Raw genomic sequence first — 25105 nt, forward strand, 5'->3', positions numbered from 1 at the left:
GTGCGCGCTTCGCACGTCATCGCGCGGTCGCGTAGCCGCCGAGGAAGAGCGCCTCCGCCAGCGCCATGTGCTCGATCTCGGAGGGGTCCACGCTCTCGTTGGGCGCGTGGATGAGGCAGCCCGGCTCCTCGACGCCGATCAGCGCGATCTCCGCCTCCGGGAAGTGCTCGGCCAGCACGTTGCACAGCGGGATCGACCCGCCCTGCCCCGACTGGACCATCTCCTTCCCGTACGCCTCGCGCAGCGCCGACGCCAGGGCCCGGTAGGCCGGACCGTCGGTACGCGCCCGGAAGGGCTGGCCGCCGCTCTCGGGCTCCACCTTGACCCGGGCGCCCCACGGAGCGGCCGAGGTCAGATGGTCGGTGAGCGCACGGAGCGCGTCGTCCGTGTCGATCCCCGGCGGGACCCGGAGGCTGACCCTGGCCCGCACCTTCGCCTGGATCGCGGCCGAGGAGCCCACGACCGGCGGACAGTCGATGCCGAGGACGGTGACGGCGGGCCGGGCCCAGAGCTCGTCGGCGACCGATCCGGTCCCGACCAGGGACACACCGTCGAGGACGCCCACGTCGGTCCGGAACTGTTCGGCCGGATAGGCGACGCCGTCCCAGGTGCCGTCGCCCGGCAGCCCCTTGACCGCCGTGTTGCCGTGCTCGTCGCGCAGGCTGTCGAGGATCCGTACGAGCGCGGCCAGCGCGTCGGGCGCGGGGCCGCCGAACATGCCCGAGTGCATCTCGCCCTTGAGCGTGGAGACGGTGATCACCACGTTGGTGAGCCCCCGCAGCGACGTGGTCGCGGTGGGCAGCCCGAGCGCGAAGTTGCCGGTGTCGCAGATGAGCAGGGTGTCGGCGGCGAAGAGGTCGGGCTGCAGCGGCACCAGCTGCTCCATGCCGCCCGTCCCCTGTTCCTCCGAACCCTCCGCCACGAACTTGATGTTCACGGGGAAGCCCTTGCCCTCAGGCCCGCCCAGCGCGCGCAGGGCCGTCAGGTGCATGGCGATGTTGCCCTTGCAGTCGGCCGAGCCGCGCCCGTACCAGCGGCCGTCGCGTTCGGTGAGCTCGAAGGGCGGGGTCTCCCAGGCGGCGTCGTCCAGCGGCGGCTGGACGTCGTAGTGGCAGTACAGCAGCACGGTGGGCGCCCCCTCGGGGCCCGGCGCGTGGCCCACCACGGCGTCCGTGCCGTCGGGCGTCGTCACCCGTCGCATGTCGCGGAGTCCGGCCTCGGTGAACGCCCGGACGAGGAAGTCGGCGGTCTTCGCGCACTCCTCGGGCGGGAACTGGCGCGGGTCGGCGACGGAGCGCATCGCCACCAGCTCGGTGAGGTCCTCCTTGGCCCGGGGCATCAGCGCCCGGACCTTCGCCCGCAGAGCGGCGGTCTCGGTCGACTCGGCGGTCATGCGTACCCACTTTCCTCGGGACGGCCACAGCTCCCTCACTAAAGCAACCGAGGACAAATGCCGCAAAAGATGACTCCGATGGAGCAGGGGCCGTCCTCCCGGGCGGCGGGGTCGGGGGTGGGCGACGAGAGTGGGCGGCGTACGAGTCCGCCTTCCCGCACGTTACGGAGACCCTCCATGACCGAGCTCAACCGACGCGACCTCGGGTTGCTCGTGCTGCGGGTCGGCACCGGCGCCGTACTCGCCGCGCACGGCACGCAGAAGCTCTTCGGCTGGTTCGGGGGCGGCGGCATCGAGGGCACCACCAAGGCCATGGAGGCGATGGGCTTCTCGCCCGGCCGGGAGAGCGCGATCGCCGCCGGTCTCGGCGAGGCGGGCGGCGGTGCGCTCCTCGCCCTCGGCCTCGCCACCCCGGCGGCCGGCGCCGCGGCCGCCGGTGCCATGGCCGGAGCCGTCGCCGTCCACGCCCCGGCCGGCTTCTTCGCCCAGGGCGGTGGGTACGAGTACCCGGCCTTCCTCGGCTTCACCGCCGCCGCGATCGGTGTCGCGGGCGCCGGGCGGTACTCCCTCGACCATGCCACCGGTCACGTCCTCGACCGGCCCTGGGTGGTGGCGACCGCCTTCCTCGGCGCCGCGCTCGCGGCGGCGGCCGTCGTCGGCCGCCGGGCGCAGGACCAGGCCTCCCCGGCGGACACCGGACCCGGCGAGGACGAGTAGCGGTGTCCTGGGGGTGTCTTGTCGATCAGGCGCCCCCAGGCCTCTTCGGCGGATCAGGGCCGGACGGGCCGCAGGGGTGTTTTGTGGATCATGGTCGGACAGGGCCTAAGCTCGCCGTAGAGGAAGGGACGGGCGCCGCGCATGAAGATCGATCTGACGGACACCAATTCCAGCAAGATCAACAAAGCGATCCTGGAGGGCCGCCGGGCCGTCGGCACCCCAGCCGTCGGAGTCGTGCTCACCCTCCTCGTCGTGACGGACGAGGAGAACGCCTACGACGCGGTCAGGGCCGCCAACGAGGCCTCCCGGGAGCACCCCTCCCGCATCCTCGTCGTCATCAAGCGCCACGCCCGCTCACCGCGCGAGCGGCACGAGACCCGGCTCGACGCCGAGGTCCGGCTCGGCAGTGACGCCGGTTCGGGCGAGACGGTCCTCCTCCGCCTCCACGGCGAACTCGGCGCGCGCGCCGACTCGGTGGTCCTGCCGCTGCTCCTGCCGGACGCGCCGGTCGTCGTCTGGTGGCCCGTCGACGCCCCGGAGGTCCCCTCCCGGGACCCGCTGGGTGTCCTCGCGCAGCGCCGCATCACCGACATGTACGCGGTCGAGGACCCGCTCGCCGCCCTGGAGGCCCGGGCCGCCTCGTACGCCCCCGGCGACACGGACCTCGCCTGGACCAGGCTCACCCCGTGGCGCTCGATGCTGGCCGCCGCGCTCGACCAGGCCCGGGCGTCCGTGACCTCGGCGGCCGTCGAGAGCGAGGCGGAGAACCCCAGCGCCGAACTCCTCGCCCGCTGGTTCGAGGTCCGGCTCGGCGTCGCCGTCGACCGGATCGTCACCGACGGCCCGGTCGTCACGGCGGTCCGCATGGGCACCCCCGACGGTGAGATCCGCATCGACCGGCCGGAGGGCCCGGTGGCCCGCCTCGCCATCCCCGGTCAGCCCAGCAGGGTCCTCGCCCTCAAGGTCCGGACCACCGCCGAGCTGATCGCCGAGGAACTGCGCCGCCTCGACCCCGACGAGGCCTACGCGGCCGCCCTGCGCGGCGGCACCGGCTGAGCCGCCGCGCGGCCGTTCGCCGAGCCGCCGCGCCCGTCACGGCTGCCCGGCGCCGCTCACGCGGAGGGGCGGCCGGTGGCGGTCAGTTCGGCGACGGAGGTCCATGGGCCTCGGTTGCCGGCCTCGGTCAACGCCCGTAGCCGGAGGTACCGGCCGGGTTTCGCGGTGAACGACACCTTCGTGGCCGTGGCGATGTCGGAGAAGCTGCCGGTCGCGACCGGACTGCCCCAGGATCCGGTGCTGTCCGCGACGTACAACTCGTACGAACCGACGCGTCCGTTGACCCCGCCGTCCTGCCGCGGCAGGTAGGTGACCGAGTCGACGTCGTACCGGGCGCCGAGGTCGATCTGGATCTCGTGGGGCAGTGCGGAGGTGCCGGTGGACCACCGGCTGTGCCAGATGGTGCCGGCGTTGCCGTCGAAGGCGTTGGTCGCCGCGCCGTTCTCCGCGGCCGTCTCCTGGCTGTCGGCGTAGGCGAGCTTCCAGTTCGTCTTGCTGATGGGGCTGCTCGGTGACGTGCCCCCGACGGGAGTGCCGGCCGGTACGGTGAGGCCGGTCGCGGTGACCGTGAAGGCGGAGCCGGTGCTGCCGGTCTTGATCCACAGCGTGCCCGAGCGGTCGGCGGCGTCGTAGTACCAGCCGGTGGTCGCGGCGTCGTAGGCCGCCTTGGTGGTGAGCGCCGCGAGGGTGGTCGTACCGACCTTGACCGTGCCCGGTGCGCTCGCGCTGTGCACGGTGAACTCGTAGCCGCGCGTGGCGGGCTTGCCGGTGTAGCTGCCGGTGCTCGCGCCCACCGCGAGCGTCACGTCGCCCGTCCCGGAGGCGGGGGCGGTGACGTCGACCCGCTGTCGTGCGTACGAGCCGGTCTGGTGGGCGCGGGTGAGGCCGTCGTCCTCGTAGAGACTGAAGGACGAGGAGCCGCGCGGGTAGATGTCGTACGTGAGCGTGGAGACCGGCTTCTCGCCGCTGTGGTTCATCTGCGGCCACATGGGCACGACGGCGCCGGCCTTGACGAAGAGCGGCAGGGTGTCGAGGGGCGCGGAGTAGCCGTTGAGCCAGCCCGGGCCGTTGTGGACCTTTCCGGTCCAGTAGTCGGTCCAGCTGCCGGCGGGCAGGTAGATGCCGTCGCGGGTCGTGGTGTCGCTGACCACGGGGGCGACGAGGAAGGAGTCGCCGGCCATGAACTGGCCGCTGGTCTCGTTGCCCCGGGCGACGGGGTCGTCGGGGTACTCCAGCACCATCGCGCGGGTGGAGGGCACGCCGGTCTCGCTGGCGTGGCGGCTCATGGTGTACAGGTACGGCATCAGCCGCATCTTCAGCTGGAGGTACCTGCGGTTGATCGACAGGTACGGCTCGGAGAACCGCCAGGGCTGCTTGTCGTGGTAGCCGGTCGACGGATTGGTGGCGCCCCATCCGGACATGGTCATGAACGCCGGGGTGAACGCCTTCCACTGAAGGTCGCGGACGTAGGTCTTCGGGCTGCCTCCGAAGATCCCGTCCACGTCACCGCTGGCGTAGTTGAGACCGGACAGCCCCGCCCCGGCAATGGCAGGAACATGCCAACGCATGGCGTCCCAGGTCCCGCTCGTGTCGCCGGTCCACACCACGGCGTTGCGCTGGGTGCCGGCCCAGCCGTCGACGGTCCACACGAAGCGCCGTGCGTCGGAGTTGTTCTCGATGCCGTCCACGGCCTGCTGGACCCCGGCGAAGGCGCTCTTGTAGCCGCCTCCGATCCAGGCGACGTCGGTCTTCACCGCACGGGAACCGGCGGTTCCCACCTCCCAGCCGATGTTGCCGAGGCCCGTCGAGGTCCACAGGCCGGTCTGGAAGCCCTTGGCCTTCAGTTGGGTGACGGTCGTGGGCAGGCTGGTGTAGCCGCAGCCGTAACCGTCGTTCGGCAGGAACCAGCCGGACGGCATGTCGGCGTTCCGGGCGTCCGTGGCGTAGCCGACGACGTCGGGGGTCGTCTGGTGGCGTGCCCGGTTCGGGTCGCCCTGGTAGTCGGGGTTGGAGGCGTTGAAGCAGTCCGCGTTGCCGAGCTCCAGACCCCAGATCGGAGCGAGGAAGGGCTTGCCCGTGACGTCGGTGTAGCCGTTCAGGACGTCCTTGAGGGAGTTCCCCGCGAAGTACCAGGCGTCGAAACGGTTCTCGTTGTGACGCAGGGAGGTCGGCGAGCCGAAGGCGTACGAACCCGGGGCCCAGGTGTTGCGCATGACCCCGTAACCCTTGGTGGACATGTAGAACGGCGCGGGGCTGGCGTTGGTGTTCTCGGTCCACTGGTTGCTGACGGCGACCGGCACCGTCTTGTCGCGCAGTGCCCATTCGCCGAGGCGCAGGCCGGTTCCGTAGAACTGCTCGTCGGCGCCTCGGGTCAGGTACTGGGTGGTCTGGGAACCCGTCCAGTTCGTGGGCTGGGACTCCGCCCATACGAGAGTGGTGTCGTCCGCCCGGTACAGCGCGAAGGTGAGCGGGGCCTTGTTGATGCGCAGGCTGATCGACGGCGTACTGATCCGGTAGTACGAGCCGGCGTCGGTCAGGGTGGCGCCGACGCTGCCGAACCCGGTCTTGACGGCGAGATCGGAGCCCGCCGGATCGTCGGTGAAGGAACCGTTCGGCGAGAGCCAGATCCGGAAGATGTCCGCTCGTGCGAGCACCACGCGTGCGGCGGCCCCGCTCGACGTGGTGACCGTGACGGTGTCGCCGGACTTCGTCGCGCCGGTGACGTTGCCGGCCGACGCGGCGTGAGCGTGCGGTGCGGGGAGGACCACCGTCAGAAATGCGGCGATCAGCAGAAGGGTCGCGGCGAGGGCGATGCGCCGGACACCGGGACCACCGGGTCTCGATGTCGCGGAGATGAGGGGAGATCGCACGAGTGCCTCCTCACGAGGCTTGCGACGGGAGAGTGGGCGTCCGCTGCGTGCTGCGGCCGACGCCTGGGCCATGACATGGCAGCAGTCGCGCCCGCGTGACGTCAAGTGCTTGAAACTGCGCGTTTTCGAGCAAGTTCGCGCAGAAGGGGGGTAGTTGGGGCTCGATCGGCCGGAGGTCGCCGAGCAAAGCGCAGGTGGCCGGGCGTCCTCTCCGTGCCGCGGCGAACGACCGGCGTGGGGTGGACTTCCGCTCGACGGGCGTCGAGGATTCCCCGCGGAACCCCGAGTTTCCGTTATCGGGTCGTCGCCCGCGGATCTCCCACGTGTCGGCCATCGGCAACAGTGCGAACGGACAGGGTGATCGGGAACATGGGCACACAGCACGGCACGGAACTGGTGAAGGCCGCGCAGCGCGGAGAACAGCCGGCGCTGGACCGGCTCATCGCCGTCCATCTGCCCTTGGTCTACAACATCGTCGGCAGGGCGATGAACGGCCACCACGACGTCGACGACGTCGTGCGGGAGACGATGCTCCGGACGCTCGGCGGACTCGGCGGCCTGCGCTCTCCGGACAGCTTCAGGTCCTGGCTGGTGGCCCTCACCATGAACAGCGTCCGCAGCCACGGGAACCGGCGGAGGGCCGCCTCCCCCACGGGCAGCCTCGACGACTCCCGTGACCTCGCCCAGCCGGGAACCGACTTCGTGGACCTGACGGTGGTCCGACTGAACCTGTCCGGCCAGTGTCGCGAGACCGCCGAGGCCACCCGCTGGATGGAACCGGACGACAGGGACCTGCTGTCCCTGTGGTGGCTGGAATGCGCGGGCGAGCTGACCCGCCACGAGGTGGCGGCCGCCCTCCAGCTGTCCGCGGAGCACACGGCAGCGCGCGTGGAACGAATGAAGGCCCGGCTGGATGCCGCCCGCGTCACCGTCCGGGCGTTGTCGGAGAACCCCCTGTGCCCCGCCCTGCGGTACGAGATCGGCACCTGGGACGGCCGGCCTTCCGCCCTCTGGTGCGAGCGGATCGCCTGGCACGCCCGTATCTGCCCGCACTGCGCCGCCCTGTCGAGCGGCCTCGTTCCGGCCGAGCGGCTGCTCGCCGGACTGCTTCTGGTACCACCGGCCGGACTCCTGCTCGCAAGCGTCCGCGAGAGGGCCGGCGTCGAGCTCGCGGCCGCCCCGCTCACGTCGCCGCGGCACGGGCCGAGAAGCGCGTCCCAGCCGGGTGGACGGTCCGCCGGTCCGGGCGCCACCCGCGGCGACCGCCGTCGGCAGCGGCGACAGCAGCGCGGTCGCCGCAGGGCGGTCGTCGCCGCGGGCATAGCGGTCGTGGCGGTCGCCGGAGGAGCCTTCTCCCTGATCCCCGGAGCGCAGGAGAACAACGAGGCCCTGGAGACGTCGCACACCGCGGCGCTCGGGGGCGCCGTACCCCCCTCGCCGGAGCCGACCACGGCACCGGCATCGGCTCCCGCGTCGACCCCCGTGCCGGCCGGCTCCGCCCCCTCGGCATCGCAGAGCCCCCGGAAGACCGCCTCCCCCGCACCCTCGCGTACGACGCCGTCCGCCCCCCGCACCCGGTCACTCGCGCCGTCCCGGCCCACCCCCACCCCCACGCCCGTCGGCACACGCACCCCCACACGTCCAAGCCCGAGCACGAGCACAGGCAACGCATCCGGTTCCGATTCCACCGCGCAGCAGGTGATCGACCTGGTCAACTCCGCGCGGGCCGAGGAAGGATGCGGCCCCCTGACCGGCAACGCTCAGCTCCACCAGGCCGCCCAGGGTCACTCCGAGGACATGGCCGCACGGGACTTCTTCGACCACACCGATCCCGACGGCGACGGCCCGGGCGAACGCATCACGGCCGCCGGCTACGCCTGGTCGACCTACGGCGAGAACATCGCGATGGGCCAGCAGACCCCGGAGCAGGTGATGGACTCCTGGATCAACAGCCCCGGCCACCGCGCGAACATCCTGAACTGCTCCTTCAAGGAGATCGGGATCGGCCTGCACACCAGCGGCGGCCCCTACTGGACGCAGGCCTTCGGCGCACGCTGAGCCGCTCGAGCGAGCTCCTGGAGGCCGCACGGCGCTTGAGGCCAAGCCGGTGAATCCCGGCTCGCCGACTGCGGCGGAACCACCACGGTGGCGCCGCTTGATCAGGATGGGGGCCGACACCGCAACCTCCACTTCGGACAAGGTGATCCGTGAGAAGCCTCAGGTCCTGGACCTACGTCTCCGCGGCGGCCCTGGCGCTCGTCGCAGCCCTTCTGGGAGCTCCCTTCACCGCCCCGGCCGCCGCAACGGCGGCTCGGCCGGCGTTCCCTCACGACCCGGCGAGATCAGCCCTCGAACGGCTTCTGCCGGACCATGCCTCCCAGTTCACCCTCGTACCGGTGAGCCGCCCTCCAACCGGCGACTACTTCACCGTCTCCGGTATCACGGGCCGTGTACGTGTCGAGGGCACCAGCCCGGCCGTGATCCTCAGCGGGGTGAACTGGTACCTCAAGCACACGGCCAAGGTCGACATCGGTTGGCCCGGCGACAGCGTCACGATGCTGCCGGACATCCTTCCCGCCCCCGAACCGGTCCGTAAGGACGCCTCCGTCCCGCACCGGTTCGCGCTCAACGACACCGACGACGGCTACTCCGGTGCCTACCGCACCTGGGCCGCCTACGAAAGGCAGATCGACCTGCTCGCCCTCAGCGGTGTCAACGAGGTGTTCGTGCAGATGGGGGCAGACGCCGTCTCCTACGAGACGTTCCAGGAGTACGGCTACTCGCCGGAGGAACTGCGCGCCTGGATCCCCGGGCCGGCTCACCAGCCGTGGTGGCTGATGCAGAACCTGTCGGGCTTCGCCGACCCGGTATCCCGGCAGCTGCTCGACCAGCGCGCCGCTCTGGGCCGCAGGATCGCGGACCGGCTGCGGAACCTCGGCATGACCCCGGTGCTGCCCGGCTACTTCGGCACGGTGCCCCCGGGCTTCACCGCCAGGAACCCCGGAGGACCGGTGATTCCTCAGGGCCGATGGGTCGGCTTCGACCGGCCCGACTGGCTCGACCCGCGCAGCGCGGTGTTCCCCGAGGTCGCGGCGGCGTTCTACCGCCACCAGCGTCGGATGTTCGGCGCATCGACCATGTACAAGATGGATCTGCTCCACGAGGGCGGCCGAGCGGGCGACGTACCCCTGGAGGAGGCCGGGAAGGCCGTCATGCACGCTCTGCAGACGGCCCACCCCGATGCCACCTGGGTCCTCCTCGGCTGGCAGGACAACCCGTCGACACGGATCATCGACGCGGTCGACAAGTCCAGGCTCCTCATCGTCGACGGACTCTCCGACCGGTACGACGAACTCGACCGGGAGGCCGCCTGGCACGGCGCGCCCTACGCGTTCGGCACCATTCCCAACTTCGGCGGACACACCTCCATCGGCGCCAACACGGCTGTCTGGGCCACCCGCTTCGAGCAGTGGCGCAGCAAGCCGAACAGCGCCCTCAAGGGCATCGCCTACCTCCCGGAAGGCACCGGCGGAAACCCCGTAGCCTTCGAACTCTTCACCGAGCTGGCCTGGCGCACCGGCCCGCTGGATCACCGGGCGTGGTTCGCCGAGTACGCCGGACGACGGTACGGCGAAGCCGACCCGCACGCCTCCACGGCGTGGGAGCTGCTGCGTACCGGCCCGTACAGCACGCCCTCGGGAACCTGGAGCGAATCCCAGGACAGCCTCTTCACCGCGCGTCCGGCGCTGACGGCCGTCGCCTCGGCGCGGTGGAGTCCCCGATCGATGCGCTACGACGCCGCCACCGTACAGAAGGCACTGACCGAACTGCTCCGGGTCGCACCGGGACCGAGAAGCACCGACGCCTACCGGTTCGACCTCGTCGACGTCGCCCGCCAGGCCCTCGCCAACCGCAGCCGCACCCTGCTTCCCCGGATCAAGGCCGCCTACGACGCCAAGGACGTCCCGCTGTTCCGCGCACGGGCGGCCGAATGGAAGAACGACCTGGCCCTCCTGGACCGGCTTCTCGCCACCGACACACGGTTCCTCCTCGGACCCTGGCTGGCGGAGGCGAGGTCCTGGGGCGCGACGGAGGCGGAGAGGACCACGGCCGAGTTCGACGCCCGCTCGATCCTGACCACCTGGGGACCCCGCCACGGCAGTGACACGGGTGGACTCCACGACTACGCCAACCGCGAATGGTCCGGCCTCGTGGCCGATTTCTACGCCGTCCGCTGGACGAGGTACCTCGACTCCCTCGACACGGCACTCGTCACCGGGCAGGCCCCCGTCCCGATCGACTGGTACGCCATGGAGAACGCCTGGAACGAGCAGCGCACCACCTACCCCGTCACACGAGCCGGTGATCCCGTGGCCCTGGCCACCGAGGTGCGCGACGCCCTTTCCCCGACCCGCTCCCTTCCGGCCCGCTAGGGCCTGTTGCGAAAGTTGATCTTGTTCGTTGATGATCACGTCCTGTGGGACAGGGAGATCTGACGAACGGGCAGTGGGATCGGCTTGAGCCGCTGCTGCCGCGGGGCATCAAGCCGGGCCGTCCGCAGGTGTGGACACGGCGGCAGCTGATGGACGGCATACGGTGGCGGACTCGCACTGGTGCCCCGTGGCGAGACGTTCCCGAAAGGTACGGGCCGTGGGATCGGGTCTACGACCTCTTCCGGCGCTGGCAGAGGGACGGCACGTGGGCTCGAATCCTCACCCAGCTTCAGGCCGAGGCGGACGCGAAGGGCTTGATCACCTGGGAGGTCAACGTCGACTCCACCGTCTGCCGGGCCCACCAGCACGCCGCCGGGGCGGCGAAAAGGGGGATCTCCAGAAGGAACCGCCCGGCGGCATCTTCGTCGAGCCGCCGGACCACGCACTCGGACGGTCCCGGGGCGGCTTGACCAGCAAGATCCACCTCGCGGTAGAGAGCAGAGGCAGAAGCCCTTGTCGGTCGTGATCACAGCCGGCCAGCGGGGTGACTCACCGCAGTTCGAGCCGGTCCTGGAGGCGATCCGGGTGCCCCGGCTCGGGCTGGGCAGGCCGCGCAAGCGCCCGGACCGGGTGCGGGCCGACAAGGCATACGACTCCCGCAGTAACCGCGCTTACCTGCGCAGACGTGGGATCAAGGCCACGATTCCGGTGCCGGCGGACCGGGTCCGCAATCGGCTGGGGCGTGGCGCCCGCGGCGGACGACCGCCAAAGTTCGACCAGGACGACTACAAGGAGCGGCACGCGGTCGAGTGCGGGATCAACCGACTCAAGCGCCACCGGGCCGTCGCCACCCGATACGACAAACTCGCCGTCCGCTACGAAGCGACCGTGCTGGTTGCAGCCATCAACGAATGGCTGTGACGATGCTTCGTCGGACTGGTGACCATAGGCAGCGGCACCCTGACTATCGTCCGGTGCCATCCCCGCGCAGCGCGGCACGGACCGAGGCAACGTCGGCAGTGGGGACAGCGAGTTCCCAGTAGCGATCCGCGGCTTGCAGGGACAGCAGGCGGAACAGTCCCTTGTCGACGGCCTCGCTTCCCGGGCCGGCGACCGGGCCCGCCCCATGGACGTGGAACGGAGCAATCAAGGCGATGCCTTCGCCGGTTCCGCCGAGCACTCGAAACGGCTGCCACACCACTGGCGATGCTGCGGCAGGGTCCAGAATCAACGCCCCCTGCCGGAAGCGATGGCCGTCACGGGCGAACGCGGAGACTTCGCGAGCCTCTCCCGCGTTCAACGCTGCGACGTCCGCCTCGGCGCGAGGCGAAGCGGCTCCCGTGAACTGCTCGATGAGACGCGCCGGATGCCGGAGCAGATCCATGAACGTCAGGGTTCCTGCGGCCCGCCGCACTCTTCTTCCCACCGTTGCCCCCCTGCATCGCGGTCGTACCCAGGGTAGCGGCGGGGGTGTGCGGGATCGCCTCCTCAGTCACTTTCGCAACACGCCCTAGTACTGCAACGGTCCTTGTCGTGACGGTTGGACAGGTTCGGGTGGTGTGTGGCCGCGTCGTTTGTAGTGGCTGATGCGGGCTTGGTGTTGGCGTCTGCGTCGCCATTGGGACCAGTGCAGGACGTGGTCGATGGGTGTTGGTTGGCGGTGGGTGAGGCGGTGGATCAGGCGTCTGAGCTCGGGGAGGCTGAGGGGGACGAGGTCGGAGGATCCGTTTCTGCTTTCTCCGCATCGAGTTCGCGGGCTCGCAGGACGGTGAGGCAGGCGTGGGCGGCCATGGCCAGGGTCATGTGGCGGTGCCAGCCGGGATAGCGGCGGACCTGGTAGTCGTCCAGGCCGCATTCCTGCTTCGCGGTCTGGAAGCACTCCTCGACCGCCCATCGGCTGCCGGCGACGCGGATCAACTGGTCGAGGGTGGTGTCGGCGGGGCAGTAGGCGATGTAGTACGAGATCTCCTCGGGTCGGCTCACGTTGCGGCGGGCGATCACCCAGTGCCGCCGGTCTTCCCGGTGCCAGGGGCGGACCTCGACTCTCGCCCAGTCGAAGACCCGTGGTCCATGGGAGCCGTTGCCGCAGGACCGGCGCTTCCACTTCTGCCTCGGCAGACCGTGGAACAGGTCGTGGACGGGATGGTCGATGGCCCAGCGGGTGACGACGGTGTCGTGCCGGGTGGTGGCCATGACATGGAAGACATCGGCCTGCTCGAGTTCGGACCGCCAGCCTTTGGAGAATCCGTAGGCGGCATCCGCAGTCACCCACCGGAACGGAATCCGCTCCGCGATCGCCCGGCGGACCATGGCCTTGGCCATCACCACCTTCGTCTCGAAGCCGACCGTGTCCCCGATGCCGGCCTGGCGACACCTGTCGCGGTTGTCCGTCCATGACGTGGGCAGATACAGGCGGCGGTCGATCAGTGTGCGGCCGCGACCGGTGGCATAGGCGAGGAAGACCCCGACCTGGCAGTTCTCCGTCCGTCCGGCGGTTCCGGAGTATTGCCGCTGGACACCGGCTGACCGCACGCCCTTCTTCAGGAATGCGGTGTCGTCGACGATCAGCACCGCTTCACGGTCGCCGAGATGCTCGACGACATACCCACGCACGTCGTCCAGAACCTCGTCCGCGTCCCAGTCGATCCGGTTCAACAAGCGGTGGATCCGGTCCGGACCCGCATGACCGGCCTCCTCCGCCAGCGTCCAGCCGTTCTTCCGCTCCAGCGGAGCCACCAGCCCCTGCATATACGCAAGCGCCGACTCACGTGGCTCCGACCTGGCAAAACGGTGCACGAACCGCTCATGCAGAGCCTTCAACTCACCCGCCCACAACTGGGCATCAACCAGTACCCCACCCATGAACAGACCAACGACCCACCTGCCCAACCGTCACAGCAAGGACCGTTGCAGTACTAGGGCCCGTCCGGCGGATCATGGTCGGGGGCGCGGTGGTCCGGCGGGTCACCACGTCGTGCGGGATCCGCGCGTCCTTACGACACCCACGCCGTTCCGCCGACGGCGAAGGCCGGCCCGACCGGGTCCGACGGTCACTACAGTCCAGGACCATGACGACGGTCACCACACGCACGGTCGCGTACCCGGCCGACGACCTGACGATGATCGGGCACCTCGCGCTCCCCGCCGGTGTCGACCGCCGGCCCGCGGTCCTGATCGGACCCGAGGGGCCGGGCCTGAACGACGTCCAGCGTCAACGTGCCGACGCCCTCGCCGAACTCGGTTACGTGGCGCTGGCGTTCGACATCCACGGAGGGCGCTGGTTCACCGACCCACAGGACATGCTGGACCGCGTGATGCCGCTGCTCGCCGACCCCGACCGGATGCGGGGCATCGGCCATGCGGCACTCGATGTGCTGCGCGCCGAACCACGGACCGACCCCGACCGGATCGCCGCCATCGGCTACGGCACGGGGGGCGCGATCGTGCTGGAACTCGGGCGCGACGGCGTCGACCTGCGCGCGATCGGGACGGTCAACGCACTGACCACCGGCCGACCGGGCGAGGCGGCACGCATCCGCTGCCCCGTGTGGGCCGGAGTCGGGTCGGACGACCCGATCATGCCGCCGGCGCAACGGGACGCCTTCGCCGCCGAGATGCAGGCCGCGGGCGTCGACTGGCGCCTCGTGGTCTACGGCGGAGCCCAGCACGCCTTTCACCACCCGCCGGTCGACCACGCCGTGGTCCCCGGCGTCGCCTACCACCCGCGGCATGCGCGGCGCGCCTGGCAGGACATCGTCGACCTGCTCGCCGAGAACCTGCCCGAAACGGAGTGAGGTGCGGCCTGCGGTCGTACGCGGAAGGCCTGCGCCCCGGTTTGACCTCAAGGCGGGTCGAGGTACGAGGCTGGGTTCATGAACATCCGACCGGCAGACACCCCGACCGCCCCGACCGCAGTCCCCGCCACCGACACCCCGACCGCAGTCCCCGCCACTGACCACCTGACGGCAGTGCCCGCCACCGACACCCCGACCCCCGAGGCACGCCACCGACCCCCGACCACCGAGGCACGCCCGGAGGGCCGACCCGCCGATTTCGTCCCCGTCCCCGACCCCAGCCCCACCGACCACCGACCCGACCGGTGGTCCGGCGAACTCCTCCACCTCGACGCCTATCTGGCCCGGATCGGGTACGACGGCCCCCGCGAGCCCACCCTCGCCGTCCTGCGCGACCTCCAGCGCGCCCACACCACCCACATCCCCTTCGAGAACGTCCACGCCGTCCTCGGCCGGGACCTGCCCCTCGACCTGCCCTCCATCGAGGCCCGCCTCGTCGACGACCGGCGAGGCGGCTACTGCTTCGAGCACGTCCTCCTCTTCGCCGCCGCCCTCGAACGCCTCGGGTTCCACGTCACCGGCATGATCGGACGGGTCAGCCTCGGCGCGCCCAAGGTTCTCCCCGCCACCCACGGCCTGCTCGCCGTGACCGCCCGCGACGACGACCGCGAGTGGCTGTGCGACGTCGGCTTCGGGGCCGGTCCGCTCGGACCGATCGAGATCGCCGACGGGGCCCACGTCGCGTACGAGGGCTGGCGGCATCGGTTGGAGCGGCGGCCCGGCGCCCACGGCATCGATCAATGGTGGCTGTACCAGACGGCCCCCGGTCCGTCCGGGCCGGACAACGACCCCGAGCGGGTCCCGACCCCCTGGATCGACCGGCACACCTTCACCCTCACCGCCCAGTACCCGATCGACTACGTCGTCGGCAGCCACTTCGTGGGCACGAACGCGCGCTCCCCGTTCGTCCGCCGGCTCTTCGCACAGCGCATGACCCCGGCCGCCCACTACGGCATGGACGACCTGACACTCGTCACCACCCGCCCCGACGGGACGAACACCACCGAGGAGATCGCCCCGGAGGCCCTGGACGGGACCCTGCGCGAGGTGTTCGGGATCGCCCTCACGGAGGAGGAACTCCGCGAGCTCGCCGCCCGCCGATCGGCCGCGGCGACGTCGACGGCCTGACCGACCGGCGCGGCCGGGACCCTCGGTCAGCCGCGCAGGCGCCCCGGCAACCAGCGGAGCTGGGCCGCCTGCTGGAAGGAGCCGCCGCCCTCGTGGTCGTTGAAGTCGTAGACCTCGATGGCCTTGTCCTCGGGCGCGTACGCGTTGAAGGCGGCGAACACCGTCGACGGCGGGCACGTCAGGTCCTCAAGCGCGGTCGAGAAGAGGGCCGGCGCCGTCGCGCGGGCCGCGAAGTGGACCCCGTCGAAGTAGGCCAGCGTGTTCCGGGCCTGCTCGACGCGGCTGCGGTGGGTCTTGAGGTAGTTGCCGATCTCGCGGTACGGGGTGCGGTCCGTGATCGTCGTCGCGCGCGGGAAGTCGCACAGGAACGGCACGTCCGGGGCCACGGCCACCAGGTCCCGCACGAGACCGGCGACCGCCAGGGTGATGCCACCGCCCTGGCTCCCGCCGGTCACCGCCGTGCGGCCGGCGTCCACCAGCGGGTGCGAACGCGCGGCCTCCACGGCGCGGACCGCGTCCGTGAAGAGCCGCCGGTAGTAGTAGGTGGCCGGAGCCTCGATGCCGCGGGTCATGAATCCGGGGAGCGCCGGACCGCTGCCGACCGGGTCGGGAGTGTCGCCGACGGCCCAGCCGCTGCCCTGGCCTCGGGTGTCCATCACGAAGTGCGCGAACCCGGCCGAGGCCCAGAGCAGATGCGCGTGCGGCAGGTCGCGCCCGCCCCCGTACCCCAGGAACTCGACCACCACCGGCAGCGGTTCGGACGTGCCGGCCGGCAGGACGAACCATCCCTTGACCGGCTGCCCGTCGAACCCGGCGAAGGTCACGTCGTACGTCTCCACCGTGGTGAGCCCCGTCTCGACGGGCTCGAAGCGCGCGTCGAGCGGGAACGCGCGGGACTCGTCGAGGGTCTTCGCCCAGAAGGCGTCGAAGTCCTCCGGCTCCACGGACGCGCTGCGGTACGTCCGGAGTTGGTCGATGGGCAGGTCGAACTGGCTCATGGAAACCGCCTGGTGCGTAAGGGTCACGTTCGAAATCTCGACCGGTTCGCCCGGCCCTCCTCACCCTAGTCCGGAGATTCATATACGTGAATCTCCGGGGTCGGGCTCACCGACACTTCACGCCGAGCACGCCACGAGAACGCTTCCGGGCCGGTCCCCGTGGCATCCTCGGACGATGCCCCGGCCGTGTCCGGCCGCGGGTTTTCGTCGTCCTGCGCGGAGGGACACCATGCTCATCAGCCACACCGTTCGCCACGACGTCCTGCACGTGGCGCTCCACCGCGACCTGGACGTCACCAACAGGGCCGCGGCAGCCCTCCAGATCCAGGCCCTGGTGCAGGCCCACCGCCCGACACGCGTGATCATCGCGGTCCCGGCCGCGGACCCCACCCCCGCCACCCTCAGCGCCCTGGCCCGCGCGCACCGCATGTGCGGCAGCCTGGGAATCCCCGTCACCCTGACCGGCGCAAGCGCCAGAACCCGCGACCTCCTGGACGTGAACACCCCCTAGGGGGCGTCTGGAAAATGGACGCCATCCCTCGCTCTGCGGCGTGATGATCCCGGCGTGGGGCGAGGGGACCTTTCTGACAAGCAGTGGGCAGGCTCAGGTGCTGCTGCCCGCAGGGTGTCTCCCCAGCAGTTCGGCCAGGCCGCGGCGGGTGGCGGCGATGACGACGCGGTCCTCCGGTCGTAGCACGTAGCCGGGGTGCAGGTCCCAGAGGAGTTGGGGCTGTTCGCCGTCGTGGTGGGTGGAGGCGAGGTCGGGGCGGCGGGCGGCGGGGGAGGCCGTGTCGAGGGCGAGGACGCGCCAGGCGCCGGGGCGGAACGCTTCGGAGACCGTACGTCCTTCGAACCGGGGGTGTCCGGCGACGAGGAGGGCGGCGAAGACCAGGACCTTGCGCTCGACCGGGATCGCGCCGAGGATCTGGCGGCCCATCATGGCGCCGGCGAAGGCGGGGGCGGCGAGGTGGGTGACGCTGCGGCTGCGGGTGAGGGCGTCGGGGTGGGCGGTGCGCAGGGTGCGGTAGACGGCGGTGGCGAAGTCGTCGTCGTACAGGCGCATGGCGACGCGCAGATCGGCCTTGACCGTACGTGCGTAGAGGACGGCCTCCAGGTTGGTGGTGTCCGCACTGGTGAGGGCGAGCAGTGCGTGAGCCCGGTGGACCTTGGCGGCCTCCAAGACGCCCTCCTCCGTGACGTCGCCGAGGACGACCGGCACATGGAGGCTGCGGGCGAGGGGGATGCCGCGGGCGTCGGGGTCCTCCTCGACGCAGACGACGGGGATGTCGAGTTCCCGCAGCCGGGCGAGGACGCGGGTGCCGACCTTGCCGAGTCCGAGCAGGACGACATGGCCGGACAGGCCGCGGGGCGGGCGGCGTAGGGCGCCCGCGCTACGGAAGGTGCCGAGTGCCTCCAGCGCTCCGGCGACGAGGAGGGGGAGAAGCGCGAGGCCGACGAGCCCGGTCAGGAGCTGGAGGACTTGGTTCGTGGCCGGCGCGTCGATCGCGGGGTCGTTGATGGAGAACAGGTCGAGCAGCGTGATGTAGGCGGCGTGCACCGGGTCGGCGTCGGTGAGCGCAGTGGTGGTGAGGGTCAGGGCGAGGACGGAGGCGACGATGCCGGCGAGCGCCCAGCGCAGGCGGCTGGATAAGAGGTCGCGCAGCGGCGGCCCACGGCGGGCCAGGCGCCGTGCGGGCAGGGCGGGGCCCGTGTATCGGACGGTCTCCAGGACGACGCTGCCGCGCCCGGTGCTGCCCGCCACGGTCCGGTCGTCGGGCAGCAGGACGGGGCCTTGCGGCCCGCTGGCCTCCGAGCCTTCCGCGCCCGCCGGGTCGGCAGTGGTGGACGAGAGCAGCGCCAGGGTGCACAGGCCGGAGTCCGGTACCTCGCCGCGTCCGGGCGGGGTGCGGTCGGCGGCTCGCAGGAGCAGGCCGTCGGCCTGGACGACCTTGCTCGTGCCGGCGACCGCGGTGGCGGCGAGGGCGGGGGCCGCGGTGTCCGCGTCGGACAGGACGGTCGTGGAGGCGTCGAGGACGGCCCGTTCCATGCCGGGGGAGTGCACGAGGGCAGCCTGGTCGAGTAGCTCCTCCAGTCGCTGGCCGAGCTTGCGGTTGTACATGCGGACCACCAGCCGAAGCCCCGGGTTGAGCCGGCGGGCGGCGAGCGCTGCCCGCAGGTTCGTCTCGTCGTCCTCGTACAGCAGCGCGAGCGCGGTTGCCCGGTCGGCCCCGGCCCGCAGCAGCGCCTCTTCCGTCGGAGCCTGCGCCGTCGACACGTGCACGGGTACGACCGTGCCCCCATTCGTCGTGTCCGCCGGCGCGGTGACCCGCCCGGCGGTCCGCACCTCGGCCTGTTCTCCGGTGAGGACCAGAACGACACGCTGCCGGTAGACCTCCCGGAGCTCGTCGGCCAGCCGGTGCGCGAGACCGTCGTCGCCGCAGACCACCATGTGCCCGCCGGCCCGTGCCGCCGCGTTCCCCTGCTGCGGCAGTGCCGCCATGTCTCCCCCTGTGACGTGGTGCATGAGCCGACTCGATCATTGCCCTGAGGTTGTCGGCTTCCGGCCTGGTGCCTGGCGTCTCGTGTCGTACGGCTTGCCGTGTCGCGGAGCCGGCGTCACGGCCGTCCTGCCCGGTCGTCCAGCTTCGCGAAGACGAGAGTCAGTCCGCCACCCGCGCCCGCGATGAGGCCGTAGATCGTGAACATGAATCGCTGGCCCTGCTTGTTCAGCGCCTCGTACTGGCTTCTGGTGACCTCGATCCTCTGCCGCTGAGGGTCGGTGGTGTCGACCGCGTAGTAGCGGCCCCGGACGGAATCGGTCGCCTGGAGGCCCGAGTCGTCCGAGAACGCCCCGGAGAGCAGGACGGCCCCTGCCAGGCCCAGTCCTACGAGGAGGGCGTGCACTCGGCCCGGCAGAGCCTTCAGGGCACGCCATTGGTTCGTCTTGTTGCGCGCGTATCCCCTGACGCGGAACTCGAGCGCGATGCTGCGGAAGATCGTCGCGGCGTGGAGCGGGAAGAGCAGGGCGAACCCGATACCGAGGAGAATTCCCTCGCCGGCGAAGGGCGGAAGGTAGGGGACGGCGGTATAGGCGGCCGCGGACAATGCGACTGTGGCCAAGGCCAGCTGCAGCCCCGCGTGCACCGTGAAGCTTCTTCTCACGCCGTCCCCCCTTGTCGGACTCGTGTCTCAGTCGGTGATTCGATGGCTCCGTTGCCGGAAGCCTTCACGGCTGTCGCGGGTCCGGAGGCCGGCCCCGTACCGGTGACACCCCTCGTGATCGCCCCCGCGAATCCGAGTGCCGACACGAATCCGGCGATCACCGGCAGCGACAGAAACCCGTCGAGCCCCCCGCCGAGTCCGTCGAGGGCCCCCTCCAACACTCCGTCGAGGAGCAGGCACAGGACGAGCAGCAGCAGGCCACCGATGCCGAGACCGAGAAACCAGGCCATGTCCCTGCCCCCTCGGTCCGCACGTCGATACGCGTGCCGCTTCCGCCGTCGACGGAGGTTCCCATGCAACCGCGCAGGAGTTCACTGCCGGATCCCGGCAATCTTTACGCGTTCTTGATGCCGCTCTCCCGTACCAGCTTCCAGCCGGTGAGAGACGCCTGGTGGGACCCCCGGCCACCCGATAGGGTGCAAAGAACGCATCAACATGATGCTGGTGTGCCGGGAGGTCTGGTCGGCGTCCGAGGGCCTGTGTGCCCGTTTGACGACATGCCCCGGAGGTCCGTCCCCGTGACCCAGGCACACCCCCGCAAAGTCGTCTTCGGACTGCTGCCGTGGCCCGAACGCCAGGCCGTCACCGAAGCCCTGCGCACGGAGACCGTCGGCGGGCTCGTCCTGCTCACGCTGGCCGTCGTCGACGACCTCGGCGCCATCCTCATCATCGCGATCTTCTTCACCTCGGACCTCGACTTCCGGGCCCTGGGCGGGGCGGTCGTCGGCCTGGTTCTCTTCTCCGTTCTCCAGCGCCTCCGGGTGCGCGGCTGGTGGTGGTACGTGCCACTCGGCGTCGCCACCTGGGCGCTGATGTACGACTCCGGTGTCCACGCCACCGTCGCGGGCGTCGCCATGGGTCTCCTCCTGCGTACCACCCGAGACAAGGGCGAAGCCGCGTCCCCGGGCGCGCGCGTCTCGCACCTCGTCCACCCCGTCTCGGCGGGCGTGGTCGTCCCCCTCTTCGCGCTGTTCGCCGCCGGAGTCACCGTGTCAGGGGGTGCGCTGACCCGTGTGTTCACGGATCCCGAACCCCTCGGCGTCGTGATCGGCCTCGTCGTCGGCAAGATCCTCGGCATCTTCCTCGGCACGTACCTCGCCGTCGCCCTCCTGATCGGCGAACTCGCCTTCCCCGACCCGGCCACAGCCGAACACATCAAGGCCGCCGTCCTCGTCGGCTCACTGATCGCCGCTGCCCTGGCAGCCGTCCTCCTGCGCCGCCGCAACCGCCTCTACAAGCGTCTGTACGACGAGGAGGAGCGCGACGACGACGCCGACGGCATCCCCGACATCCACCAGACCGGCTCGCGCACCGGCGCGGCGAACGAGGGGTAGTGGCTGTGGGATCCGCGGTGCTCGGAGTGACGATCATCATCGCCCTGCTGGTCGTTCGTGCGGCCGTCCACGAGCTGAGAGCTCCCGGGAGCGGGGCGCGCCAGTGGGCGTTCCTCCGCGACGCTCGGGCGTGCGCGGTGGGTGCGTTCGCGGGGCTTGTTCTCGGCGCCGTCGGCTGGGCGTCGACAGGGCCCGCGAGCATCCCGTGGGCGGTCCTCGCCGGACTGCTGGTAGCCGGCCTCGCCGGCTCCGGACACCGCCCTTGACCTGCAAGAAGCAGGCAGGTGTATTGCCTCGTCAGGTTGGGGACGCGGCTTGCGGGTGGTTTGCCTGCGAGTGCGGTGTGTCCGCGGTGGTGATTGTAGGAGTGGAGCCGGCCGGGGAACGCTTCGCGGCGTTCGATGTCTGACCGGTAGGGGCGGGCGTAGGCCCATTCGTCGAGCAGGGTGCGGTTGAAGCGTTCGACCTTGCCGTTGGTCTGGGGCTGGTAGGGCCGGGTTCGTTTGTGGGTGATCCCGGCCGCCGCCAGGCTGTCGCGCCAGTCGCGTGAGCGGTAGCAGGAGCCGCTGTCGGTCAGAATCCGTTCGACGGTGATCCCAGCGCCGGTGAAGAAGGCGGACCTTGATGATCCGGCGTTCGGTCCGGGTCGGTGTCCGGCGCGGCGTGTGATGGGGACGGCTGGAGCGGTCACCCATGCCCGCTTCGCCCAGGGCGCGGTACCGGTCGGCCCATCGCTGGGCGGTGGTCGGTGAGACCTGGAAGCGTTCGGCGGCTCGGCGCAGGGGCCGGCCGTCCTCGACCACACAGCGGGCCAGACGCAGTCGGCCGGTCTCGGTCAGGGGTGCATGACGGTGGGCACGAGGGCCTTTCGGTCAGGTGTAGACGTCGTAATCCACACCGAACCGGAAGGCCCTCACCTGTTCAAGGGGTGTGACCCGGATACGGCAGAAACCCGCCAGAACTTGATCTTGGGTTGAGCCGGTGGTTTACCACGTCATGCGTTGGGCTGTCGTGGCTACGGGCCTTCTGCCTCGCGGCATGATCTCGGGCGGCACGATGCGGCGCGGGTGCCTGGAGCGTCGTTGGCTGCCGGATCTTGCGGGCGTGGGGATGACTACGATCGAGCGGACTGCGTATCCGCGGTTCAAGCGGCTGGTCAGTGCGCATGAGCTGCATCTGTTCTTCGCGCCGACGCGGGAGGAGGCGGCGTGGGCGGCGGAGCGGATGGAGATCAGCTGGCCCTGCTGCTGGCGTTGAAGTCGTACCAGCGGATGGGCCGGTTCCCGAGGCCGGAGGAGTATCCGGAGGCGGTGGTCGATTTCGTGCGCCGCGCGGTGGAGCTGCCGGAGGCTACGCCGGTTGTGGTGGGTGGCCATACGGCGGTGCGGAAGCGGCGGGTGGTGCATTCGTCGACCCTTGACGGCCTCGGTCTCCTGTCCCAGACCCGGGTGCACAGCAGGCGTCTCAGCTCTCGGCGGGGGCGGCGGGCTGGTCTGCTTGCCGGGAATCGGATCGCCATCAACGGGGTTGGTGGGGGATGAGCCGTTATTGGAGGGTCATGCGAGCGATTCAGGTGTACGAAGTGGGCGGTCCCGAGGTGCTGCAGGAGGCCAAGGTGGACCAGCCGCGGCCGGGTCCGGGCGAGGCGATCGTGGAGGTCGCCGCATCCGGGGTCAACTTCCTCGACGTCTACCACCGCGAAGGCCGGTACAGCCTCCCGCTGCCCTTCACCCCGGGCGCTGAGGGCGCCGGCACGGTCGTCGAAGTTGGACCCGGCGTCGCTGACGTCGCAGTCGGGGACCGGGTCGGTTGGGTGGAGATTCCCGGCACGTATGCCGAGCGGGCCGTCGTGGACTCCTCCCGGCTGGTGCCGCTGCCCGACGATATCGGCTTCGAGACAGCCGCCGCCGTGCTCCTCCAAGGCATGACCGCGCACTATCTCGTCAAGGACGCCTACCCGGTTCAGGGGGGCGACACGGTGCTCGTGCATGCGGCTGCTGGTGGCATGGGGCTGCTTTTGACCCAGCTCATCACCCATCTCGGCGGCAGGGTGATCGGCACGACGTCGACCACGGCGAAGGCCGAGCTGGCGAAGCGTGCCGGGGCCGCTGAGGTGATCCTTTCCTCCGCAGTCGACGATCTCGCAGCCGAGGTGAGGCGGCTCAACGGCGGTCAGGGACTGCCGGTTGTCTTCGACGGCGTCGGCGCGCACACCTTCGATGCGAGCCTCGCCAGCCTGCGAACCCGCGGCCATCTCGTGCTCTTCGGCGCGGCAAGTGGTGCCGTGCCTCCGTTTGATCCGATTCGGCTCGCCCACGGCGGTTCGCTGACCCTGATCCGGCCCAGCCTCGGGGACTTCATCGCCGATCGGTCCGAACTGCTCCGACGGGCCGCCGATGTGTTCGAGTGGGTGCGCTCCAAGGCGCTTGAGGTCACCGTAACGGGCCGCTACGCATTGTCCGAGGCCGCCCAGGCCCACAGCGATCTGGAGGCTCGGCGTACCACCGGCAAGCTGCTCGTCATACCCGATGCGGCCGCTATTGGACGCCGCGAGGAGACGCAGAGCTGATCGCGGGTGACGAGGTCGGGGATCTTGGATACTGAGATGTCGAGGGCATGGCCGACCGTCATCGCCAAGATCCCCGACAGCGTCAGGCACTCAGCAGGCCAAGATCAAGTTCTGGCGGGTTCTGGCGTATCCGGGTCACACCCCTTCAAGATCCCTCAGCCGAGACCTGGCTCACCCGTCCACAACCTCCCGGGACAGAACACCTAGGGCGCGTATCGAGTCGTGATCAATCTGTGGGAATCGACCTCACCGCAGGGTCTGGATCGGTGGACCTTCTTGCATGACGCGAGTGCAACTCGCAGATCGGGAGTGGGAGTTCATCGAGCCGTACCTACCGATCGGGGAGTACGGTCCGTACGCCGAGCGGCTGCGGCAGCAGTTCGAAGGCACGATCTGGCGGTTCAGGGGCGGGCGGGCAGTGGCGGGAGATGCCGACGGAGTTCGGCGCCTGGTCGACCGTCCACAACCGCTTCCGGCAGTGGCGTGACGCCAACGTGTTCGAGGCTCTGCTGGAAGGCCTGATCGCGGAAGCCGCGAAGCGAGGCGAGGCGGGGTAGACCTATCCCTGATCAGCGTGGACTCCACCACCGCGCGGGCCCACCACGACGCGGCCGGGATGCACCTCGATGAGGACATCGTCACCGCCCTGGAAAAAGCCGCTGCTGAAGAGGACAAGGCCAGGTCAAAGGGGGCGCCCGCGAAGAACAAAGCGGGCAGGTCACCGAAGACGATTCCGCTCGGGAAGAGCGGCGACGCATCCGACGCCGACACGAAATCCGGCTGAAGGCCGCCCTCCTCGGACGCTCCCGTGGCGGGCAGACCAGCAAGGTCCATCTCGCGGCCGACCGCAAGTGCCGCCCCCTGGCATTCATCCTGACCGCGGGCCAGGCAGCGGACAGCCCGCAGTTCATCCCCGGACCCGTCAGCCACGACGTCGACCTCTACAAGGAACGGAACACGGTCGAGCGTGCGATCACCAGGTTGAAAGCGTGGCGAGGCATCGCCACGCGCTACGACAAGACCCCGGGGAGCTACCTGGCCGGGCTCTGCCTCCGCGCCTCGACGATCTGGATCAGGCATCTCATAGGGGCCACTCCTTGGTCGCCTGGCGGAGCCGCCTGTGCTCACATTCCGCCGGCGATCCTCATCACCGTGCCGGTGGCGTAGGAGGCGTCGTCCGAGAGCAGCCAGGCGACCGCTCCGGCGATCTCCTCGGGCCTGCCGGCGCGGCCCATGGGGGTGATCGCGGCCACCTTTGCGGGCCGCTGCGGGTCAGCGTGGAAATCGGTCCAGATCGTGCCGGGGGCGACGCAGTTGACCCGGATGCCGTCGGCCGCCACTTCCTTGGACAGCCCGACCGTCATGGCGTCCACGGCGGCCTTCGCCGCCGCGTAGTGGACGTAGGTGCCGGGGCTTCCGAGGGTCGCTGCGGCGGAGGAGATGTTCACGATCGCCCCGCCTGCCGTCATGCCGCCGATGGCCCGGCGGGCGCACAACAGATAGCCCAGGATGTTGACTTCCAGGGCCTAAG

General features: G+C 70.6%; 17 protein-coding genes and 6 pseudogenes. 13 read left to right on the top strand and 10 right to left on the bottom strand.

Annotation, left to right across the window (positions count from 1 at the left end):
• Positions 1-16: 16 nt before the first annotated feature.
• Positions 17-1393: a dipeptidase gene (locus tag OG580_RS31665; protein WP_267047072.1), complete on the bottom strand. Its 1377-nt coding sequence runs from the start codon at positions 1391-1393 to the stop codon at positions 17-19.
• 177 nt (positions 1394-1570) lie between these two features.
• Between OG580_RS31665 and OG580_RS31670 the strand changes: the two genes are divergently transcribed.
• Entirely contained in the window at positions 1571-2110 is a 540-nt protein-coding gene (locus tag OG580_RS31670) for a DoxX family membrane protein (RefSeq protein ID WP_267047073.1), read from the top strand.
• 141 nt (positions 2111-2251) lie between these two features.
• A complete protein-coding gene (opcA, locus tag OG580_RS31675) occupies positions 2252-3166 on the top strand; it encodes a glucose-6-phosphate dehydrogenase assembly protein OpcA (protein ID WP_267047074.1) in 915 nt (304 codons plus the stop codon).
• A gap of 56 nt (positions 3167-3222) precedes the next feature.
• On the opposite strand, the gene OG580_RS31680 is transcribed toward opcA, so the two are convergent.
• Positions 3223-6036: a TIM-barrel domain-containing protein gene (locus OG580_RS31680; protein WP_267047075.1), complete on the bottom strand. Its 2814-nt coding sequence runs from the start codon at positions 6034-6036 to the stop codon at positions 3223-3225.
• 369 nt (positions 6037-6405) lie between these two features.
• Between OG580_RS31680 and OG580_RS31685 the strand changes: the two genes are divergently transcribed.
• From OG580_RS31685 to OG580_RS31695, 3 genes and pseudogenes are all read left to right on the top strand, one after another.
• On the top strand, positions 6406-8094 hold the full coding sequence (locus OG580_RS31685) for a sigma-70 family RNA polymerase sigma factor (RefSeq protein ID WP_267047076.1): 1689 nt from the start codon (positions 6406-6408) through the stop codon (positions 8092-8094).
• A gap of 149 nt (positions 8095-8243) precedes the next feature.
• Positions 8244-10469: an alpha-N-acetylglucosaminidase gene (locus OG580_RS31690; protein ID WP_323182638.1), complete on the top strand. Its 2226-nt coding sequence runs from the start codon at positions 8244-8246 to the stop codon at positions 10467-10469.
• A 44-nt stretch (positions 10470-10513) separates the two neighbouring features.
• Positions 10514-11390, top strand: a pseudogene (locus tag OG580_RS31695) (IS5 family transposase).
• Between the two features lie 43 nt (positions 11391-11433).
• On the opposite strand, the gene OG580_RS31700 reads toward OG580_RS31695, so the two are convergent.
• Both OG580_RS31700 and OG580_RS31705 read right to left on the bottom strand, forming a co-directional pair.
• Entirely contained in the window at positions 11434-11853 is a 420-nt protein-coding gene (locus OG580_RS31700; RefSeq protein ID WP_267047077.1) for a hypothetical protein, read from the bottom strand.
• Positions 11854-12146: 293 nt separating this feature from the next.
• Positions 12147-13331, bottom strand: coding sequence for an IS701 family transposase (locus OG580_RS31705; RefSeq protein WP_267047078.1), 1185 nt, complete (start codon positions 13329-13331; stop codon positions 12147-12149).
• Between the two features lie 206 nt (positions 13332-13537).
• On the opposite strand from OG580_RS31705, the gene OG580_RS31710 reads away from it, so the two are divergent.
• Both OG580_RS31710 and OG580_RS31715 read left to right on the top strand, forming a co-directional pair.
• Positions 13538-14263 (top strand): dienelactone hydrolase family protein, encoded by a 726-nt coding sequence (locus OG580_RS31710; protein WP_267047079.1) that lies wholly within the window; start codon positions 13538-13540, stop codon positions 14261-14263.
• Positions 14264-14341: 78 nt separating this feature from the next.
• The gene (locus OG580_RS31715) at positions 14342-15451 is read left to right on the top strand and encodes an arylamine N-acetyltransferase (protein ID WP_267047080.1); all 1110 of its coding nucleotides are present in this window, start codon (positions 14342-14344) and stop codon (positions 15449-15451) included.
• Positions 15452-15477: 26 nt separating this feature from the next.
• Here OG580_RS31715 and OG580_RS31720 read toward each other — a convergent pair whose 3' ends face one another.
• A complete protein-coding gene (locus OG580_RS31720) occupies positions 15478-16449 on the bottom strand; it encodes an acetylxylan esterase (RefSeq protein ID WP_267047081.1) in 972 nt (323 codons plus the stop codon).
• Positions 16450-16678: 229 nt separating this feature from the next.
• Between OG580_RS31720 and OG580_RS31725 the strand changes: the two genes are divergently transcribed.
• A complete protein-coding gene (locus tag OG580_RS31725; RefSeq protein WP_267047082.1) occupies positions 16679-16960 on the top strand; it encodes a hypothetical protein in 282 nt (93 codons plus the stop codon).
• Positions 16961-17053: 93 nt separating this feature from the next.
• Here OG580_RS31725 and OG580_RS31730 read toward each other — a convergent pair whose 3' ends face one another.
• From OG580_RS31730 to OG580_RS31740, 3 genes and pseudogenes are all read right to left on the bottom strand, one after another.
• Positions 17054-18949 carry an NAD(P)-binding protein gene (locus OG580_RS31730; RefSeq protein ID WP_267047083.1) on the bottom strand — a complete coding sequence of 632 codons (1896 nt, stop codon included), beginning with the start codon at positions 18947-18949 and terminating at the stop codon, positions 17054-17056.
• A gap of 116 nt (positions 18950-19065) precedes the next feature.
• On the bottom strand, positions 19066-19611 hold the full coding sequence (locus tag OG580_RS31735) for a hypothetical protein (RefSeq protein WP_267047084.1): 546 nt from the start codon (positions 19609-19611) through the stop codon (positions 19066-19068).
• 92 nt (positions 19612-19703) lie between these two features.
• A pseudogene (locus tag OG580_RS31740) lies at positions 19704-19901 on the bottom strand (hypothetical protein); the annotation flags it as partial.
• A 393-nt stretch (positions 19902-20294) separates the two neighbouring features.
• On the opposite strand from OG580_RS31740, the pseudogene OG580_RS31745 reads away from it, so the two are divergent.
• A pseudogene (locus tag OG580_RS31745) lies at positions 20295-21005 on the top strand (Na+/H+ antiporter NhaA); the annotation flags it as partial.
• Positions 21005-21271: a hypothetical protein gene (locus OG580_RS31750; RefSeq protein WP_267047085.1), complete on the top strand. Its 267-nt coding sequence runs from the start codon at positions 21005-21007 to the stop codon at positions 21269-21271. The pseudogene OG580_RS31745 and the gene OG580_RS31750, both read left to right, overlap by 1 nt.
• Positions 21272-21291: 20 nt before the next feature.
• Here OG580_RS31750 and OG580_RS31755 read toward each other — a convergent pair.
• A pseudogene (locus OG580_RS31755) lies at positions 21292-21844 on the bottom strand (integrase core domain-containing protein); the annotation flags it as partial.
• Between the two features lie 369 nt (positions 21845-22213).
• Here OG580_RS31755 and OG580_RS31760 point away from each other — a divergent pair.
• From OG580_RS31760 to OG580_RS31770, 3 genes and pseudogenes are all read left to right on the top strand, one after another.
• Positions 22214-22546: a hypothetical protein gene (locus tag OG580_RS31760; RefSeq protein WP_267047086.1), complete on the top strand. Its 333-nt coding sequence runs from the start codon at positions 22214-22216 to the stop codon at positions 22544-22546.
• Positions 22547-22563: 17 nt separating this feature from the next.
• Positions 22564-23574 carry a quinone oxidoreductase gene (locus tag OG580_RS31765; protein WP_267047087.1) on the top strand — a complete coding sequence of 337 codons (1011 nt, stop codon included), beginning with the start codon at positions 22564-22566 and terminating at the stop codon, positions 23572-23574.
• Between the two features lie 280 nt (positions 23575-23854).
• A pseudogene (locus OG580_RS31770) lies at positions 23855-24741 on the top strand (transposase).
• On the opposite strand, the pseudogene OG580_RS31775 reads toward OG580_RS31770, so the two are convergent.
• Positions 24699-25100, bottom strand: a pseudogene (locus OG580_RS31775) (SDR family oxidoreductase); the annotation flags it as partial. The pseudogenes OG580_RS31770 and OG580_RS31775 overlap by 43 nt on opposite strands.
• Positions 25101-25105: the final 5 nt, after the last annotated feature.

The sequence above is a fragment of the Streptomyces sp. NBC_00094 genome, from assembly GCF_026343125.1.
Classification (GTDB): Bacteria; Actinomycetota; Actinomycetes; order Streptomycetales; family Streptomycetaceae; genus Streptomyces.

Coding starts and splice junctions, on each gene's coding strand:
- OG580_RS31665 (WP_267047072.1), bottom strand. CDS start 1,393: ATGACCGCCGAGTCGACCGAGACCGCCGCTCTGCGGGCGAAGGTCCGG.
- OG580_RS31670 (WP_267047073.1), top strand. CDS start 1,571: ATGACCGAGCTCAACCGACGCGACCTCGGGTTGCTCGTGCTGCGGGTC.
- opcA (WP_267047074.1), top strand. CDS start 2,252: ATGAAGATCGATCTGACGGACACCAATTCCAGCAAGATCAACAAAGCG.
- OG580_RS31685 (WP_267047076.1), top strand. CDS start 6,406: ATGGGCACACAGCACGGCACGGAACTGGTGAAGGCCGCGCAGCGCGGA.
- OG580_RS31700 (WP_267047077.1), bottom strand. CDS start 11,853: ATGGATCTGCTCCGGCATCCGGCGCGTCTCATCGAGCAGTTCACGGGA.
- OG580_RS31705 (WP_267047078.1), bottom strand. CDS start 13,331: ATGGGTGGGGTACTGGTTGATGCCCAGTTGTGGGCGGGTGAGTTGAAG.
- OG580_RS31710 (WP_267047079.1), top strand. CDS start 13,538: ATGACGACGGTCACCACACGCACGGTCGCGTACCCGGCCGACGACCTG.
- OG580_RS31715 (WP_267047080.1), top strand. CDS start 14,342: ATGAACATCCGACCGGCAGACACCCCGACCGCCCCGACCGCAGTCCCC.
- OG580_RS31720 (WP_267047081.1), bottom strand. CDS start 16,449: ATGAGCCAGTTCGACCTGCCCATCGACCAACTCCGGACGTACCGCAGC.
- OG580_RS31725 (WP_267047082.1), top strand. CDS start 16,679: ATGCTCATCAGCCACACCGTTCGCCACGACGTCCTGCACGTGGCGCTC.
- OG580_RS31730 (WP_267047083.1), bottom strand. CDS start 18,949: ATGGCGGCACTGCCGCAGCAGGGGAACGCGGCGGCACGGGCCGGCGGG.
- OG580_RS31765 (WP_267047087.1), top strand. CDS start 22,564: ATGCGAGCGATTCAGGTGTACGAAGTGGGCGGTCCCGAGGTGCTGCAG.